At 61.3% G+C, this 13940-nt stretch carries 15 protein-coding genes and 1 tRNA gene; 6 read left to right on the top strand and 10 right to left on the bottom strand.

What is annotated here, in order from left to right:
- The first annotated feature begins 15 nt into the window (after positions 1-15).
- Positions 16-516 (top strand): GNAT family N-acetyltransferase, encoded by a 501-nt coding sequence (locus tag B3C1_RS07350; RefSeq protein ID WP_008483916.1) that lies wholly within the window; start codon positions 16-18, stop codon positions 514-516.
- Positions 516-1352: an EamA family transporter gene (locus B3C1_RS07345; RefSeq protein WP_008483915.1), complete on the top strand. Its 837-nt coding sequence runs from the start codon at positions 516-518 to the stop codon at positions 1350-1352. Before B3C1_RS07350 ends, B3C1_RS07345 begins: the two co-directional genes overlap by 1 nt.
- Here the strand turns inward: B3C1_RS07345 and B3C1_RS07340 are convergent.
- On the bottom strand, positions 1340-1996 hold the full coding sequence (locus B3C1_RS07340) for a DUF2982 domain-containing protein (protein WP_008483914.1): 657 nt from the start codon (positions 1994-1996) through the stop codon (positions 1340-1342). The genes B3C1_RS07345 and B3C1_RS07340 overlap by 13 nt on opposite strands.
- A 59-nt stretch (positions 1997-2055) precedes the next feature.
- On the opposite strand from B3C1_RS07340, the gene B3C1_RS07335 reads away from it, so the two are divergent.
- Positions 2056-2670: a hypothetical protein gene (locus tag B3C1_RS07335; RefSeq protein WP_008483913.1), complete on the top strand. Its 615-nt coding sequence runs from the start codon at positions 2056-2058 to the stop codon at positions 2668-2670.
- A gap of 40 nt (positions 2671-2710) precedes the next feature.
- Here the strand turns inward: B3C1_RS07335 and B3C1_RS07330 are convergent, their stop codons facing one another.
- Positions 2711-3085 carry a GreA/GreB family elongation factor gene (locus tag B3C1_RS07330; protein ID WP_008483912.1) on the bottom strand — a complete coding sequence of 125 codons (375 nt, stop codon included), beginning with the start codon at positions 3083-3085 and terminating at the stop codon, positions 2711-2713.
- A 192-nt stretch (positions 3086-3277) separates the two neighbouring features.
- On the opposite strand from B3C1_RS07330, the gene B3C1_RS07325 reads away from it, so the two are divergent.
- Entirely contained in the window at positions 3278-5638 is a 2361-nt protein-coding gene (locus B3C1_RS07325; protein WP_008483911.1) for a fatty acid cis/trans isomerase, read from the top strand.
- Positions 5639-5665: 27 nt separating this feature from the next.
- Here the strand turns inward: B3C1_RS07325 and luxS are convergent, their stop codons facing one another.
- The 5 genes from luxS to B3C1_RS07300 all read right to left on the bottom strand — a co-directional run bounded on the left by luxS (position 5666) and on the right by B3C1_RS07300 (position 11154).
- Positions 5666-6178: an S-ribosylhomocysteine lyase gene (gene luxS, locus B3C1_RS07320; RefSeq protein WP_008483908.1), complete on the bottom strand. Its 513-nt coding sequence runs from the start codon at positions 6176-6178 to the stop codon at positions 5666-5668.
- Between the two features lie 64 nt (positions 6179-6242).
- Positions 6243-6725 carry an FKBP-type peptidyl-prolyl cis-trans isomerase gene (locus tag B3C1_RS07315; RefSeq protein ID WP_008483907.1) on the bottom strand — a complete coding sequence of 161 codons (483 nt, stop codon included), beginning with the start codon at positions 6723-6725 and terminating at the stop codon, positions 6243-6245.
- Between the two features lie 107 nt (positions 6726-6832).
- Positions 6833-9616: a TonB-dependent receptor gene (locus tag B3C1_RS07310; protein ID WP_008483905.1), complete on the bottom strand. Its 2784-nt coding sequence runs from the start codon at positions 9614-9616 to the stop codon at positions 6833-6835.
- Positions 9617-9916: 300 nt separating this feature from the next.
- Positions 9917-9992, bottom strand: a tRNA-Arg gene (locus B3C1_RS07305).
- A 73-nt stretch (positions 9993-10065) separates the two neighbouring features.
- Complete coding sequence (locus B3C1_RS07300) at positions 10066-11154, bottom strand: flagella assembly protein FlgT middle domain-containing protein (RefSeq protein WP_008483904.1); 1089 nt, start codon at positions 11152-11154, stop codon at positions 10066-10068.
- Between the two features lie 113 nt (positions 11155-11267).
- Between B3C1_RS07300 and B3C1_RS07295 the strand changes: the two genes are divergently transcribed.
- Together B3C1_RS07295 and B3C1_RS07290 are read left to right on the top strand one after the other, a co-directional pair.
- Positions 11268-11846 (top strand): FlgO family outer membrane protein, encoded by a 579-nt coding sequence (locus B3C1_RS07295; protein ID WP_008483903.1) that lies wholly within the window; start codon positions 11268-11270, stop codon positions 11844-11846.
- 9 nt (positions 11847-11855) lie between these two features.
- Positions 11856-12293, top strand: a complete 438-nt coding sequence (locus B3C1_RS07290; protein WP_008483902.1) for a hypothetical protein — start codon at positions 11856-11858, stop codon at positions 12291-12293.
- A gap of 48 nt (positions 12294-12341) precedes the next feature.
- On the opposite strand, the gene flgN is transcribed toward B3C1_RS07290, so the two are convergent.
- The 3 genes from flgN to flgA all read right to left on the bottom strand — a co-directional run bounded on the left by flgN (position 12342) and on the right by flgA (position 13880).
- Complete coding sequence (gene flgN / locus B3C1_RS07285; protein WP_083858274.1) at positions 12342-12785, bottom strand: flagellar export chaperone FlgN; 444 nt, start codon at positions 12783-12785, stop codon at positions 12342-12344.
- A 10-nt stretch (positions 12786-12795) separates the two neighbouring features.
- The gene (gene flgM, locus B3C1_RS07280) at positions 12796-13122 is read right to left on the bottom strand and encodes a flagellar biosynthesis anti-sigma factor FlgM (protein ID WP_008483900.1); all 327 of its coding nucleotides are present in this window, start codon (positions 13120-13122) and stop codon (positions 12796-12798) included.
- Positions 13123-13214: 92 nt separating this feature from the next.
- A complete protein-coding gene (gene flgA / locus B3C1_RS07275; protein ID WP_008483899.1) occupies positions 13215-13880 on the bottom strand; it encodes a flagellar basal body P-ring formation chaperone FlgA in 666 nt (221 codons plus the stop codon).
- Between the last annotated feature and the right edge of the window lie 60 nt (positions 13881-13940).

Genomic DNA, 13940 nt, shown 5'->3' with positions numbered 1-13940 from the left:
CAAGGAGCAATACCCATGCTAGAAACACCGCGCCTGTTGATGCGCCCCTTCACCCTGGATGACGTGGATGCCTTCTGGGCCATGAACGCCGACCCGGCCATAGTGCGCTATACCGGCCAGGACCCGATCACCAGCCGGGCAGAGGCCGAGGAGAAGCTCATTGCCGCGCCCCTGGCCGATTACGCCAAGTACGGTTATGGCCGCCTGGCGGTGGTGCATAAGGAGAGTGACCGGGTGATCGGGTTTTGCGGCATCAAGCACCTGCCGGAGTTTTCCCTGCCGGAGCTGGGCTACCGGCTGCTGCCGGCCTTTTGGGGCCAGGGCCTGATCACCGAAGCGGCCCGCCCGGTGTTGGCCCACGGCCACCAGGAGCTGGCCCTGGCCAAGATCATCGCCCTTATCCACCCCGACAACATCGGTTCCATCAAGGTGGCCGAGAAGCTGGGCATGGCCCGCAAGGAACAGCTGCGCTACGCGGGCATGCCGGTTTGGTGTTACGCCTCGGAGCCGCGCTGATGGGGCTCCTTTGGGGCATCACCTTGCTGTGGGCCTTCTCGTTTTCGCTGATCGGGGTTTATCTGGCCGGCCAGGTGGATGCCTACCTGGCGGTGGCCTCGCGCATGGCCCTGGCGCTGCTGGTCTTTTTGCCGTTCTGGCGCCCCTTGCCCTGGCGCCAGGCCTTGGTGCTGATGGCAACGGGAGCCATCGAGATCGGCATCATGTACCTCTTTCTTTATAAGAGTTACCAGTACCTGACGGTGGCCGAACTGCTGCTGTTCACCATCTTCACCCCCCTTTATGTCAGCCTCTTTGCCGATCTGTTTGCCCGGCGCTGGCCCAAGCACCTGTGGGCGCCGGCGCTGCTGGCGGTGGCGGGGGCGGCGGTCATTCGCTGGACCGAGCTGAGCGAGGACTATTGGAAAGGCTTTGCCCTTATCCAGGCGGCCAACGCCTGCTTTGCCTTCGGCCAGGTCTGGTACCGCCACCAGAGCAAGTCCACCAGTTTGACCCACAGGGCCCGCTTTGCCTGGTTTTTCCTGGGGGCTCTGCTGGTAACGGCGTTGGCCTCGGCGCTGCTGGCCGACTGGCAAAAACTACCGGTGACGCCGGTTCAGCAAGGAGTCTTGCTGTGGCTGGGGGTTGTGGCCTCGGGCCTTGGCTACCTGGGCTGGAGCTACGGCTCTACCCTGGTCAGCGCCCAACAACTGGCGGTGATGAACAACATGCTGATCCCCGCCGGCATAGTGGTGAACGTGGTGATTTGGCAGGGCCAGGTGGATTGGCTGCGTTTGGGGCTGGGGTCGGTGTGCATGGCCGGTGCCCTGTGGCTGTGTCGCCGTCAGTCTTCCTGAGTGCTGCGTGCTGTCGCCCAGTAGCGGCGTAGCAGCGCCAGCCCGTTTTCCCCGGCCAGCTCTTCGGCGATCAGCAAGTCAAAGCCGGTCAGTTCCCGAAAGCGCTTCATGCGGTGGCCCAGCATGGCCAGTACGCCGCTGTAGCGCTTACCGGAGGGGGACACATAGTGGCTGGCCTCGAACAGGTCCTCGGCCTGGCAGTCTGGGCATTGCTGACGCAGGGCCAGCAACAGCAGGTTGCGCTGCTCGGTCAGCAGACCTACCGCCAGGCGCGGCCCTATGGTGTCCAGCACTTGCTCCGGGGCCTTGAGGCGAAAACCGATATAAGGCAGTTCCTGGCGGTAAAAGCCACTGCCAAGGTGAAGCTGGTCTATGCGTTGGATGTCCCGCCAGTTGAGGCTCCAGCCGCCGCGCCTGTGGTGCAGGGACAGGCTGTGGCTGTTGATGGACAGACTGACCTTGGGCTCGGTGAGCTTGCCTATGCCCAGCACCAGCAACACCGGGGTGGCCAGCAGCAATACCATGCCGGGGCCAAACCAGCCCCATGCCAGGCACACTGGGCCCACAACCAGGAAAAGCACCCCCAACAGGGTCAGGGTCAGGCCATTTCGATGGCGCTGGCTAGATAATTCTTGGGCGTCCATTAACTTCTGGCTAAGATTGATTAAACCTATGATAACGCAACAAACCCATGGAGGGATAAATGCGACCTTACCTGCTGCTTGCATCCGTATTGGCGTTCGGCGCCCAGGCTGACAACCCCTATATCCAGAACCAGGACAAACTGGGTGGGGACGATGGCCTGGCCTTCAGCCTCTTCGCCGGCTATACCCACGGTGGCGACAATTTCGTGGCCGTCAATTACACCAACGGCACCAAGGAAAACTTCCGCTTCGGCAACCGTTACCACCTGGGCCTGGGTGGCCTTTGGGAAAACGGCACCTGGGGTGCGGCGTTCAACCTGGGCTATCACTTCAACTTCGCCGACGGCACCAACGGTGAAATCGAGCTGGAACGCTACACCGCCGAATTCTTGCCTTACTACCGTTGGGACCGCCACAAGTTTTTGCTGGGCCCTTCCTGGCATTTTGATGTTAAAGCCGATATCGACATCGACGGTGTCCACGAAAAGTTCGACTTCGACGACGCCCTGGGCTGGATAGTGGAATACAACTACCAGATCACCCAGCACAACTGGGTTGGGGTTCGCTACCAGTGGGTGGAATACGACTTGGAAAAATACAATGGTATCGCCGTGCCTTCCGGTTTGTCGGGAGACGGTGATCACTGGGGTGTTTACTACCGGGTGGTGTTCTAAGAAACCGCTCACCCGATGAGGCCATCGGGTGTGGTTGGATTTAAGACTGGGAGGGAGGGGTAACGGCGTCGAGGCTGACCTGGGTCAAGCCGCCACCTGGCTTGGGCCATTGGATGCTGTCACCCACTTTGAGGCCGATAAGGGCGCTGCCCAGCGGGGCCAGTATCGACAGGCTGCCCGCCTGGCCGGCATCTTTGGGAAACACCAGGGTGCGGCTGAACTGCTCGCCGGTGGCTACAATGCGAAACTGCACCTTGGCGTTCATCACCACCAGATCGGCCGGGGCCGGCCCTTTGAGGATCTCGGCCCTGGCCAATTCGGCTTCTAATTCCGGGTGCCGGCCCGGCCCTTGGCTTGCCAGCAGGTTGTCGAGTCTGTCGGCATCCTGAGCCGTCAGATAGATGGGCGGTAACATTGTTTTGCTCCTTTGGTTAGATAACAAAACACCGCCTGCAAAGGCGGTGCTGTGCTCACTATAGCCTCCCCGCTTTTTTTTGGAAGAGGTTGCCAAAAAACTGATTTCATTAGTTTTTCATTAATATTGCTCGGTAGAGGCCAAGGCCGGCGAGAAGGTATACTTAAATGCCGCCACCCAAAGGATTTTCCCATGCGCAAATGGAAAGGGCGCCCCTGGCTCTACCTGCCCCTGCTGTTGTTGTCCGGCTGTGCCCTTTATGCCGGTTTGACCCTGGATGATCGCTTTGGCAAAGCCCAGCCCAGGGAGCGTCTGGCCCTGTCGGCCGAGGCCCGCCACTACTTGGATGATGTCAAACCTGTACTGGAACAGCGCTGCGTGGTTTGCCACGCCTGCTACGACGCCCCTTGCCAATTGAAGCTGTCCTCATCCCAGGGGCTGGATAGGGGCGCCAGCAAGGCCTTGGTCTACGAGGGCACCAGGCTGGTGGCGGCCAGTCCCAGCCGGCTCTTTATCGATGCCGCCAGCACCCAGGAATGGCGCCAGAAGGGCTTTTATGCCGTGTTGAACGAACGGGACCAAAGCCCCCAGGCCAATACCCAGGCCGGGGTGCTGGCGCGCATGCTGGCCCTTAAGGCCGAACATCCTTTGCCCGAAGGCAAGCACCTGGGACCTGAATTCACTTTGGGACTGGATCGCAGCCAGCAGTGTCCCACCATCGAAGAAATGGACAGCTTCGAGAAGAACCAGCCGTTGTGGGGCATGCCTTACGGCTTGCCTGGACTCGATAAGCACGAGCACCAGTTGCTGATGGACTGGGTGGCCAAAGGGGCCCCCATGGCGCCACCAGCGCCCTTGAGTGAGCAGGAGCAGCAACAGCTGGCCAAGTGGGAAGGTTTTTTAAACGACGACAGCCTCAAAGGGCAACTGGTCGCCCGTTACATCTACGAGCACTTGTTTTTTGCCCACCTCTATTTTGCCGATGAGCAAAGCGGTACGCCGCGCTTTTTCGAGTTGGTGCGCTCGGCCAGCGCCCCTGGCCAACCCCTTGAACCCATTGCCAGCCGCCGGCCTTTTGACGACCCCGGTGTGGCGCGGGTCTACTACCGGCTGGTACCGGTGCCTTCCACCATAGTCGACAAGACCCACATGCCCTATGCCCTGGACGAGGCACTGATGGCCCGCTGGCAGGCCCTGTTCTTCGAGCGGGATTATCAGGTCACGGCCCTGCCCAGTTATGCCCCCGACGTGGCCGCCAACCCCCTGGTGGCCTTTGCCCAGCTGCCTGCCGGGGCTCGCTACCGCTTTATGCTGGACCGGGCCCAGTACACCATCATGGGCTTTATCAAAGGACCGGTGTGTCGTGGCCAGGTGGCCCTTAACGTCATCAACGACAGGTTCTGGGTTTACTTTGTGGACCCGGCCTTTGCCGAGGCCCCAGAGGTGGCGTCCTTCTACCGCAGCCAGCGGGACAACCTGCATATGCCGGCGGAGAAGGAAAGCACCGCCCTGGCGATGAACTGGCTTGGCTATGCCAAACGCCAGGGTGACTACCTCAAGGCGCGTAGCGACTTTATGAACAAGACCTTCGCCGACGGCCGCCACCTGACCCTGGACGGGATCTGGGACGGGGACGGCCACAACCGCAATGCCACCTTGACGGTGCTGCGCCACTTCGACAGCGCTACCGTCACCCAAGGCCTGGTGGGTGAGCCGCCCAAGACCGCCTGGGTGTTGGACTACGCCCTGCTGGAGCGGATCCATTATCTGCTGGTGGCGGGCTTCGACGTCTACGGCAATTACGGCCACCAGTTGCTGACCCGCCTCTATATGGACTTTTTGCGTATGGAAGGGGAGTCCAACTTCCTGGCACTGTTGCCCGCCGATGAGCGCCGCCGCCAGTTCAAGGCCTGGTACAAGGGGGCCGGTAAGGAACTGAGCGGCTTTATCGACGGGGACATCAACCGCTTCGACCAGCCCACCGGGGTGCATTATCAAAGCCAGGACACCAAGGCCGAGCTCTTTGCCATGCTGGCCAAGCGTGAGGCCAAGGTGCAACCCAGGCGCTACCAATTGGACCAGGCCCAATTGGGGGCCAATGCCCTGGCATTGCTGACCGAGCTTGGCCACTTGCAAGGGCGGGCCGTGCACCTGTTTCCGGAACTCACCTTTATTGCCGTGGAGCCGGCAGCGGGGGGCGACGCTGAGCTGTTCACCCTGGTGCGCAACAGTGCCCACAGCAATATCTCCAGCCTCTTTGACGAGGCCAGCAACCGCGACCTGGCGGCAGACGACGTGACGCTGGTCCACGGGCTGCTGGGCAGTTACCCAGGGGCCTTTTGGCAGGTGAAGGAAAGCGAGCTGGCGGCCCTGGTGGCCAAGGCCCAGGCGGTAAAGGACGAAGCCAGCTACCAGGCACTGCTGGACAGCTTCGCGGTTCGCCGCACTGCGCCGGATTTCTGGGCCTTTAGCGACAGGCTCAACCGGCTTTACCGCCAGCGCCACCCCATAGAGGCTGGCCTGCTGGACTATAACCGGCTGGAAAACCGCTAGAAAAAAGCCCGCGAAAGCGGGCTTTTTTTAGGAGTGTTGCTTGAGGAATTCCTCGTCCAGGGCCAGTTCCTGGTTGAGGTTGACCGTCACGCCGCGATCTTTGACGTTGCGGGCGATAGCCTGGGCCTCTTCCAGGGAGTGCATGGCAGCGGTGCCGCACTGGTAGAGGTTGAGCTCGGGGATCTTGGACTGATCGGTAACGTCCACCACGTCGCTCATGGCGGCCAGCCAGGCGTCAGCCACTTGCTGCTCGCTGGGGGCGCCAATCAGGCTCATGTAGAAACCGGTACGGCAACCCATGGGGGAGATGTCGATGATCTCCACCTTGTCGCCGTTGAGGTGGTCACGCATAAAGCCGGCAAACAGGTGCTCCAGGGTGTGGATCCCCCGTTCGGACAGGATCTCCTGGTTGGGCAGGCAAAAACGCAGGTCAAAGACGGTGATGGTGTCACCACCGGGGGTTTTCATGGTCTTGGCCACCCGCACGGCCGGGGCCTTCATGCGGGTATGGTCGACGGTGAAGCTGTCGAGAAGCGGCATGGTTGTCGTCCTTCAATTGGGGCCTTCAGGGGCCATGGTAGCAGATGTCCAGGGCCCCTGGGGCTCAGTGGTGGTGACCACCCACGCCGTGGGCGTGGCCGTGGGCAATTTCGTCGTCGCTGGCGTCACGGACGTCGACAATCTCGACCTCGAAGGTCAGGGTCTGGCCGGCCAGGGGGTGGTTAAGATCCACATCGGCCATAAAGCGGCCTACCTTGACGATGGTGACCTGGCGCTGGCCCTGGTCGGTGTTAACCACAGCCACCATGCCCGGCGCCCATTTCTTGGCCCCTTGCAGGTGCTTGACCGGTACCCGCTGGGTCAGGCCGTCCTGGCGCTCGCCATAGGCGTCGGCCGGGGCCAGGGTGACGCTGAAGCTGTCGCCTTTGGCCTTGCCGGCCATGGCGTTTTCCAGGCCGGGCATCATGTTGTCGTGGCCGTGCAGGTAGGCCAGGGGATCGCGGCCTTGGCTGCTTTCCAGCTGCTGGCCCTGATCGTCTTTGAGCACGTAGTGGAACTGCACCACTTTGTCGTCGGCGATTTGCATCAGTGTTTCCTTGGTACCGAGTAAGGCGGCGATCATAGCCGAGGCGGCGCCGGGCGAGAAGCATGAAAAAAGGCCCTGAAGGGCCTTTGCACAGGCTGGTTGGCTGTTTAGAAGACGGCGCGCAGCCCCAGGCTGATGCGACGGCCGGACATCTCGAACAGGGTCGGGAAGCGCGGGTCCAAGGTGTAGCCCTTGGTTTTCTCGTCGGTCAGGTTGATGGCTTTTAGCTGCAGCTTGACGCTGTCGTTGAGCTGGTAGCCGATGGCGGCGTCGTACTGGCCGTAGGCGTCGCGGTAAACCGGGTACATGTCACGCTCTATCACCTCCACGTACTTGTCCTTGTAGTTGTAGGACAGGCGGGCGTCGAAACCGCCCTGTTCAAAGTAGAAGGTGAGGTTGTAGGCCTTGTCGGCCAGGCCTTCGGGGGGCGTGTCGATACCCAGATCCGACACTCCAGCCAGGGAGTTGTCCAGCTTGGTGAAGTTGCTGTTGATACCAAAACCCTGCAACGCCGGGTGTACCAGCCCCAGGGGCAAGGCGGCGATCAGCTCCATGCCCTTGACCTTGTAGCTGCCGTCGGCGTTGACCTTCTGGTAGACGTCAAAGTCGTAGACGCCGTCCAGGGTGCCGTTGTTGTTGTACTTGGTGACGTCCTTGACCACGCCGGTGATGGTTTCGCGCACCATGCCTTCGATGTCCTTTTCAAAGTAGGACGCCGCCAGCAGGCCACCCTGGTCCAGGTAGTACTCCAGGCCCAGTTCCCACTGGTCGGCAAAGGTGGGTTTGAGGTCAGGGTTGCCGTCACGGTACTTGAACTCGTTAAGGCTGACGCTGCGCTTGTAGGCGATGTCGGTAAGGGCAGGGCGCATCATGGTCTTGGAGGCGGCGGCCCGCAGCAGCAGGTTGTCGCTCAGGTCCATCACCAGGTTGAAGCTTGGCAGCAGCTTGCTGTAGTCCCCTTCCTTGGACACAGGCGCGCTGGTGTAGCCGGTGCTGCCGTCGGCGTTTTGCACCTGGTGGAAGCCGGAGGAATCGACGCTGGTATCCACATAGCGCATGCCCAGGTTGAGCTTGGTGGGCAGGCTGGCGATGTCGAAGTCAAAGTCGGCCATGGCGTAGAGGCTCAGCACCTGCTCCTGCACCTGGTAGTACTGATCAGGCTGGTAGGGCACGGCAAAGCCGGGGTAGCGGAAGTTGGCCCTGGCGTAATCGTTGGACACCTGGGACCAGCTGATCTGGCCGCTGCGCTCCGGCAGGTAGGCGCCGCCGGGCACCAGATCGGCGATGGGGGTCAGCTCGCTGTCGGTGAGCTTGCGGGTATTGGCCCAGCTGCTGTCACCGGCTGCCGGGCCTTTGACCTGGACTTCGCCCTGGTTGCGGGTCTTTTTCTTGTCGGTGTAGCGGGCGCCCAGTTCCACCTTGGACAGTTGCGGCAACAGGGCCCAGTCCATATGGCGGGAGCCGCTCAGCTGAGCGGCATATTTGTCGTCTTCGATGTCTTCGAGAATGACGTCATAAAGCTCGAAGTTGTACGCCTGGGGGCTGTTGTATATGTCGATACTGGCGGGGTTGTCGCTGACGATGGTCTCGCCGCCGGTGGCGGTGTAGCGGGTGCGGGACGGGGCGTAGGCGGTGTGCTTGAGGTTGGAGCGGTCCGAGGACTTGTCGGCGCCGGAATAGCCCACCAGGCCGCGCAGCTGCCAGTCGGCCAGGTGCCAGTCCAGGGTCAGGCCGTATTGCTGGTAGTCGGTCTGGTCGATGTCTTCCTTGCTGAGCAGCTCGTGCTGGGTGGCGGCGTAGGACACATCGGTCAGCACCGTGATGCCGTACTGGCCCAGGGTGGTGCTGTCAAAGTCGTGCACCTGTTCCAGGGCGCTGATGGAAGACGCCGAGTAGGCGGCGGCGTCGTATTGGTCCTGGTCTTCGTCATAGCCGCCCCAGAGGGCGTCGAAGGTCAGGCTCAGATCGTGGCTGGGCTTGTATTGCAGCGACAGGGTGGCGCCCCATTTTTCCTGCTCGTTAAGAAAGGCCCTGTCCCCTACTTTGTCGAGGAACACCACCCGGCTGGTTTCGTCACTGTCGAACCTGTCGTTGATGGTGATGCCGGTATCCCTTGCCAAGACCGCAGCGGTTTGGTCGGCCTGCCACTGGGAGGAGCCGGATTTTTCCAGCCAACGGGACAGGGGCCGGAAGTTGATGCCGGAGTTGGAGTCGGTGCGGTTGGTGCGCTTGGCGTAGGCATAGGACACCAGGGCGCCCCAATCACCAAAGGTATTGCTGGCAAAGAAGGTGTAGCGGGGGTCGGTTTTCTCGGAAATGTCGTTGTAGGCCCCTTCCCCTGTTACCACCAGGCGCCCTTCGCTGAAATCGAAGGGGCGGGCGGTGTTTATCATCACCGAGCCGGCAATGCCCCCTTCCTCGTCGGCGGCGGTGGGGGATTTTTTGACGGTGACGCTTTGGATGATTTCCGAAGCGAACATGTCGAAGTTGACGTCGCGCTCGCCGCTGCCGGAGGCGGTGGCCAGGCCGTTGATGGAGGTAAAGGTAAAGCCGCTGGGCAGGCCACGGACATTGACCTTGGTGCCCAGGCCCTGTTTCCGCTCTATGGTGACACCGGGCATGCGTTGCAGGGCTTCGGCCAGGTTCTGCTCGGGAAAGTCGGACACGTCGGCGGCGACGATGGAGTCGGAAAAACCAGTGTCGTTGCGCTTCATGTCCACCGCCCGCTCCAGGCTTTTGACATAGCTGCCGGTGACTTCCAGCACTTCGGTGGGCTCGGCCTCGGCGGCCATGGCCGGGTGGACCAGGCTACCCAGCAGCGCCGCCTGGACGGCGAAGGCCAGGTAGGTCTTGGTGCCGGGCAAGGCCCGGCCATGTTTAGGATTAAACATACTATCTCCCTGAAAAATGTAATTAATCTTTTGCTGTTGTAATGGCAGGGGAGACTAATGAGCTTGTATGAAGCCTGTGGGGGATTTAGATGACCGTTGTATGGCGGATTTTTGACCCTGGCCGGCGTAATGCGCTGACCGGAAACAAGTGCAGAGAACAGAGAGAAGATATGCAGATAACCCGCAGCTGGCGGTGAGGGCGAAGCGAAAGCCGCCCTAGCCATGGCATGGTTGGCCTGGTAGTCCGGATAGGGAGGGCTGAAAACAAAAAGCCCCGCGTTAGCGAGGCTTGATGTTTGATGGCGTCCCCACCAGGACTCGAACCTGGATCGCCCGCTTAGGAGGCGGGTGCTCTATCCTGTTGAGCTATGGAGACGCAACAGACTTGCCGATTATACCCAGCTTGCCGGGGATGAAAAGCCGCTCCGGTCCGTCTGCTGCTTTAGTGTTCAATTCAAGCGCTTAACTACAAAGTCGCCGGCTTGCAGGTTCAGCTCTTGGTTGGGTTTGGCCGGCATCAGCAGGGTCTGGCTGTCGGACTGCCAACTGATGCTGAGCTTGTCGCGGCTGGGCACCAATACCTGGCGGCGCTCGCCGGTGGCGGTAATAAGGGTGCGTTTGAGGAGCACCTCAAAGCCGTCGTCAGGATGTAGCCCGGCCTTGAGACCGGCGTCTATCAAAATACCCTCATTGGACACAGAGACGATGGGCCACTGGCTTTCCTGGCAGGGTAGGGCTGTTTCCACGTCGGTGATCAACTGCTGGAGCTGGCGCTGCAGGTTCTGTCCCAGGGGGCTGACCCAAAAGCTGGGGTCCTGGGTGTCCAGCAAGGTGCCGGTGGGCAGCTCGGCCTGGGCCAGGTAGCGGCGCTCAAACACCCGCTTGCCAGAGAAGCTGTCCAGCAGCCAGGTGTCCATGGCCATGCTCAGCTGGTGGCTGTCGTCACGCCATGGGGTGTACCAGGGGGCGTCCTGGCGCTGATCGCGAATGCGCACCAGGCGGCCACCCAGCAGCCAGCGGCTACCTTGGCGTTCGGACAATTGCTGCAAGGCGCGGATATCGCTGCCCTGGGGCTGATCCAGGCTGGCACCGATGGGGCCCACGGCCACCAGGGCGCTTTGCCGGGCCCTGAGCAATCTTGCCAGTTCGGCGGCAATGCCTTGCCCCGGGTCGCCCACCAGGCCGGTAACGGCCTGATCGGGAGTGGCCCAGTTCAGGCGATGGATGCTGATCGGCCTTTGTTGCCAGCATTGATACTGGGCGCTGTCGTCCAGCTCCACCAGCAAGGTGACCTTGTGTAGGCCGTCTTCCTCGTATTCGTTGACGGTCTGGGTTTGGCGTACCAGGGGAATGACGCGGTCGCTGGTGTTGGTCATGTCCTCACGCAGCCCGGCATAAAAGCGGGCCTGGGCCAGGGCATCGGCCTTGGCTGCGGCGCTGGGATTGGGGTTGTCCAGGGGCGCCTGGCCGGCAACCTGGTACCAGGTTGCCTGGGCGGGCAGGCCCAGCAGGGCGAGTAACAAAATGGGCAGCTTCATAAGCGTCAAAGTTTGGTGGTCCTGGCGAGGAATTTGCAAAAGATGTTCCAAAAGCGGTAAAGCTCGGCAATGGGTTGCCGATACTCAAGATAACCGTCAAGAGGACAACCATTATGTTTCGACGCTGGCTGCTGTGCCTGCTGATGTTGGCCCCCGTGGCACAGGCCGACGAGCAACCTTTCCCCCAGGCGCCGCAACACTCGGCCATGGACGAGTTTGTGGCGGGCCTGACCCAGACCCTGCTCGGTAACGCCCGTTACGTCAACCTAAAGACCCCCATGGTGGTGGCCACCCTGGTGGACGTTGACCAACTCAATAAAGGCTCTGCCCTGGGCCTTGCCTTGGCCGAGGGCTTTACCAGCTACCTGCATCAGGGGGGTTATACCCTGGTGGACCTCAAGAGCCAGGGGGTTATCGAGATCAACGACCAGGGCGAATTCTTTCTGACCCGTAACGCCGATCGCCTGCGCCAGATGACGCCGGTGGACTTCGTGCTGGCCGGCACCCTGTCCCGGTCACAAGAAGGGGTGGACGTGAATGTCCGCATCATCGGCATCAAGTCCAAGATAGTGGTGGCAGCGGCCTCCGGCTTTTTGCCCGAGTCTGCCCTTGGCCAGGATGAGCGCCGCCAGCGCCAGGTGCTGGCCCGTGACGGTTACCTGGAGCGCGACAGCGCCACCGACAGGCAATAAGGAGAGAGCATGCGTTATCTATTGCTGACGCTGGCAGGGCTGCTGAGCGCCTGCAGCAACCACCCTTGGACCGTCAAGCACGAAGTGCTGAACGCCGTGGGCATTGCCATTGTGGCCGAACAACCCGGCAAGACCGAGGCCGAGCGGCAACGCCAGGCCATGGAGGCGTCCAAGGTGCTGGCCTACAAGGAGCTGGCCGAGCAGCTTTACGGCGTCAGCCTGACCACCTACGGGCGTGTTGAGCAGGGCCGTTTGCGGATGGACGAAGGGGAGCTCAGGACCGAGGGGGTGGTAAGGGGCGCCGAGGTGCTGCGCAGTTACCAGCTCGATGGCCGCTACATCACCGAAGTGCGCCTGGACACCGAGCGCATGGCCAATCTCCAAGAAACCCAGTTGGCACCGGCCGGCATGGCCATGCCGGGTACCAAGGTCGTACGCGGTTTCTAAGGTTTAGTCGGCAAAAAGCCCACCTTGCGGTGGGCTTCTTTGTGGCCGTCAGGCGCGCAGGTCGGTGAGCAGGCGGGTCTTGCTGCTGGCCTTGCCCTTGGCGTCGTAAGTGCGGGTGCTGCGGCCCAAAAGGCGCAACATCAGCTCGCTCTGGTCACCCTGGCGGGCACGCAGCTGCTCTATCATCTCGCCGTTGACGGCGTTGGCGTGGCTGCATTCGCGTGCCAGCTGCTTCATCGCCTGCAGCTTTTCTTGCCACTGGGGCTCGTGCAGGCCGGGGTGGTTGGCGATGCGGTTATCCACTTCCTCCAGGCGCATGGCAAGCTCTGCCTTGTCGTCGGCGACACGGGCCAGGTGGTGGTGGGTGCGGCCCTGCAGCAAGGCTTTTTCCTCGGCCAGCAGGGTCAGCATCTGTTGCAGTTGGTTGTCCTGAAAAAGCAAAAGCGCATCCAAAGTCTCCTCGGGATGCGCTTGACCGGTTGCGTGGGTCATGGCGTTAGCCTCAGTTGCCGAAGAGATCCTCTTCGAACTGAAGCAATTTGTCTGCCAATTTGTCGACGTTGACCTTGTACTCGCCTGCCTCTATGGCTTTTTTCAGGCTTTCCACCTTGTCTTTATCGAAGGGCGCTTCCGAGCTCATGGATTTTTGCATCTTATCAAGGCCGGCGGCCTTGGGGGTGATGGAAACCGCGTCCTGGGCCATCTTGGTGGCTGACTGCGGTTGGTTAGTAGCCTGGGACTTGTCCTGACCCTCGGCCTGGCGGGCCTGGTTCAGGCGCGCAGAAGCGATATCCTGCGTCTGACCCTGGTTTACCTTGTTGATTGCCATACTGTCCTCGCAACTGTCAAACTTTTGGCGACTGCACGGAAGCTTCCGTTCCACCGTTATCGACCACCAAGCGGAACACTTTAGCACGAATTTTAATAGGCCACGGCCACCCGGCCCTGGGCTTCAACCCTGGCCTCCACCACCCGGCCAGAGCCGTCATTACGTATCCGTACCGTATCGCCAAAGGTGCCGTCTGACAAGGCGGTACCTGTGACCGAAATGCGCAGGCCACCACTGCCGGCACTGAGGGTGACTTTATCCCCCCGACAAACCATGCACAGGTTGTCTGCCGTGACTGGGGTACCGGCTGACAGACCCCGTTTAAGTTTGGCACCGGCGATGACGCTCTTGTCGGTGAAGGTACGGCCGGTCAGGCGGTTCTGGGACTGCCAGTCCACCACCAGATCGCTGTCTGCCACAGTGATACCCGAGGGCAGGGCGCGGCTGGCCACCAGCATGGGCACGGTGATGTCGGTGGTAACTGACAGATAAAATTGCCATTTAGGGGCCTGGCACCAGAGCTTGACCGTGACATTGGCGTCTATGCTCTGATTACCGGGCAGTGACGCCTGCAGGTCTGGGCAAAAGGGCAGGCGCAGGCGGCTGTCGGGATCGTTGGCCTTTATGTCCACTTTGGCGTCTGCCGGTACCGATACCGCTGCTCGGACCAGCTCCTCGGCCTTGGTCTTCAGGGCGCTGTGGGGCATAAGCCCGCTCCCGGCCAGTACCCAGGCCGGGAAAAAGAGCGTCAGGGCCATAAAGAATGCCCTTCGCCAGCCGACAAAGGGGCGGTGAGAGGGGCGGATTTTGGGGCAGTT

Origin of the sequence: Gallaecimonas xiamenensis 3-C-1, assembly GCF_000299915.1 — a bacterium.
GTDB classification, from domain to species: Bacteria; Pseudomonadota; Gammaproteobacteria; order Enterobacterales; family Gallaecimonadaceae; genus Gallaecimonas; species Gallaecimonas xiamenensis.
Note: the sequence above shows the minus strand (reverse complement) of the source record. Positions and strands in the feature narration are given on the sequence as shown.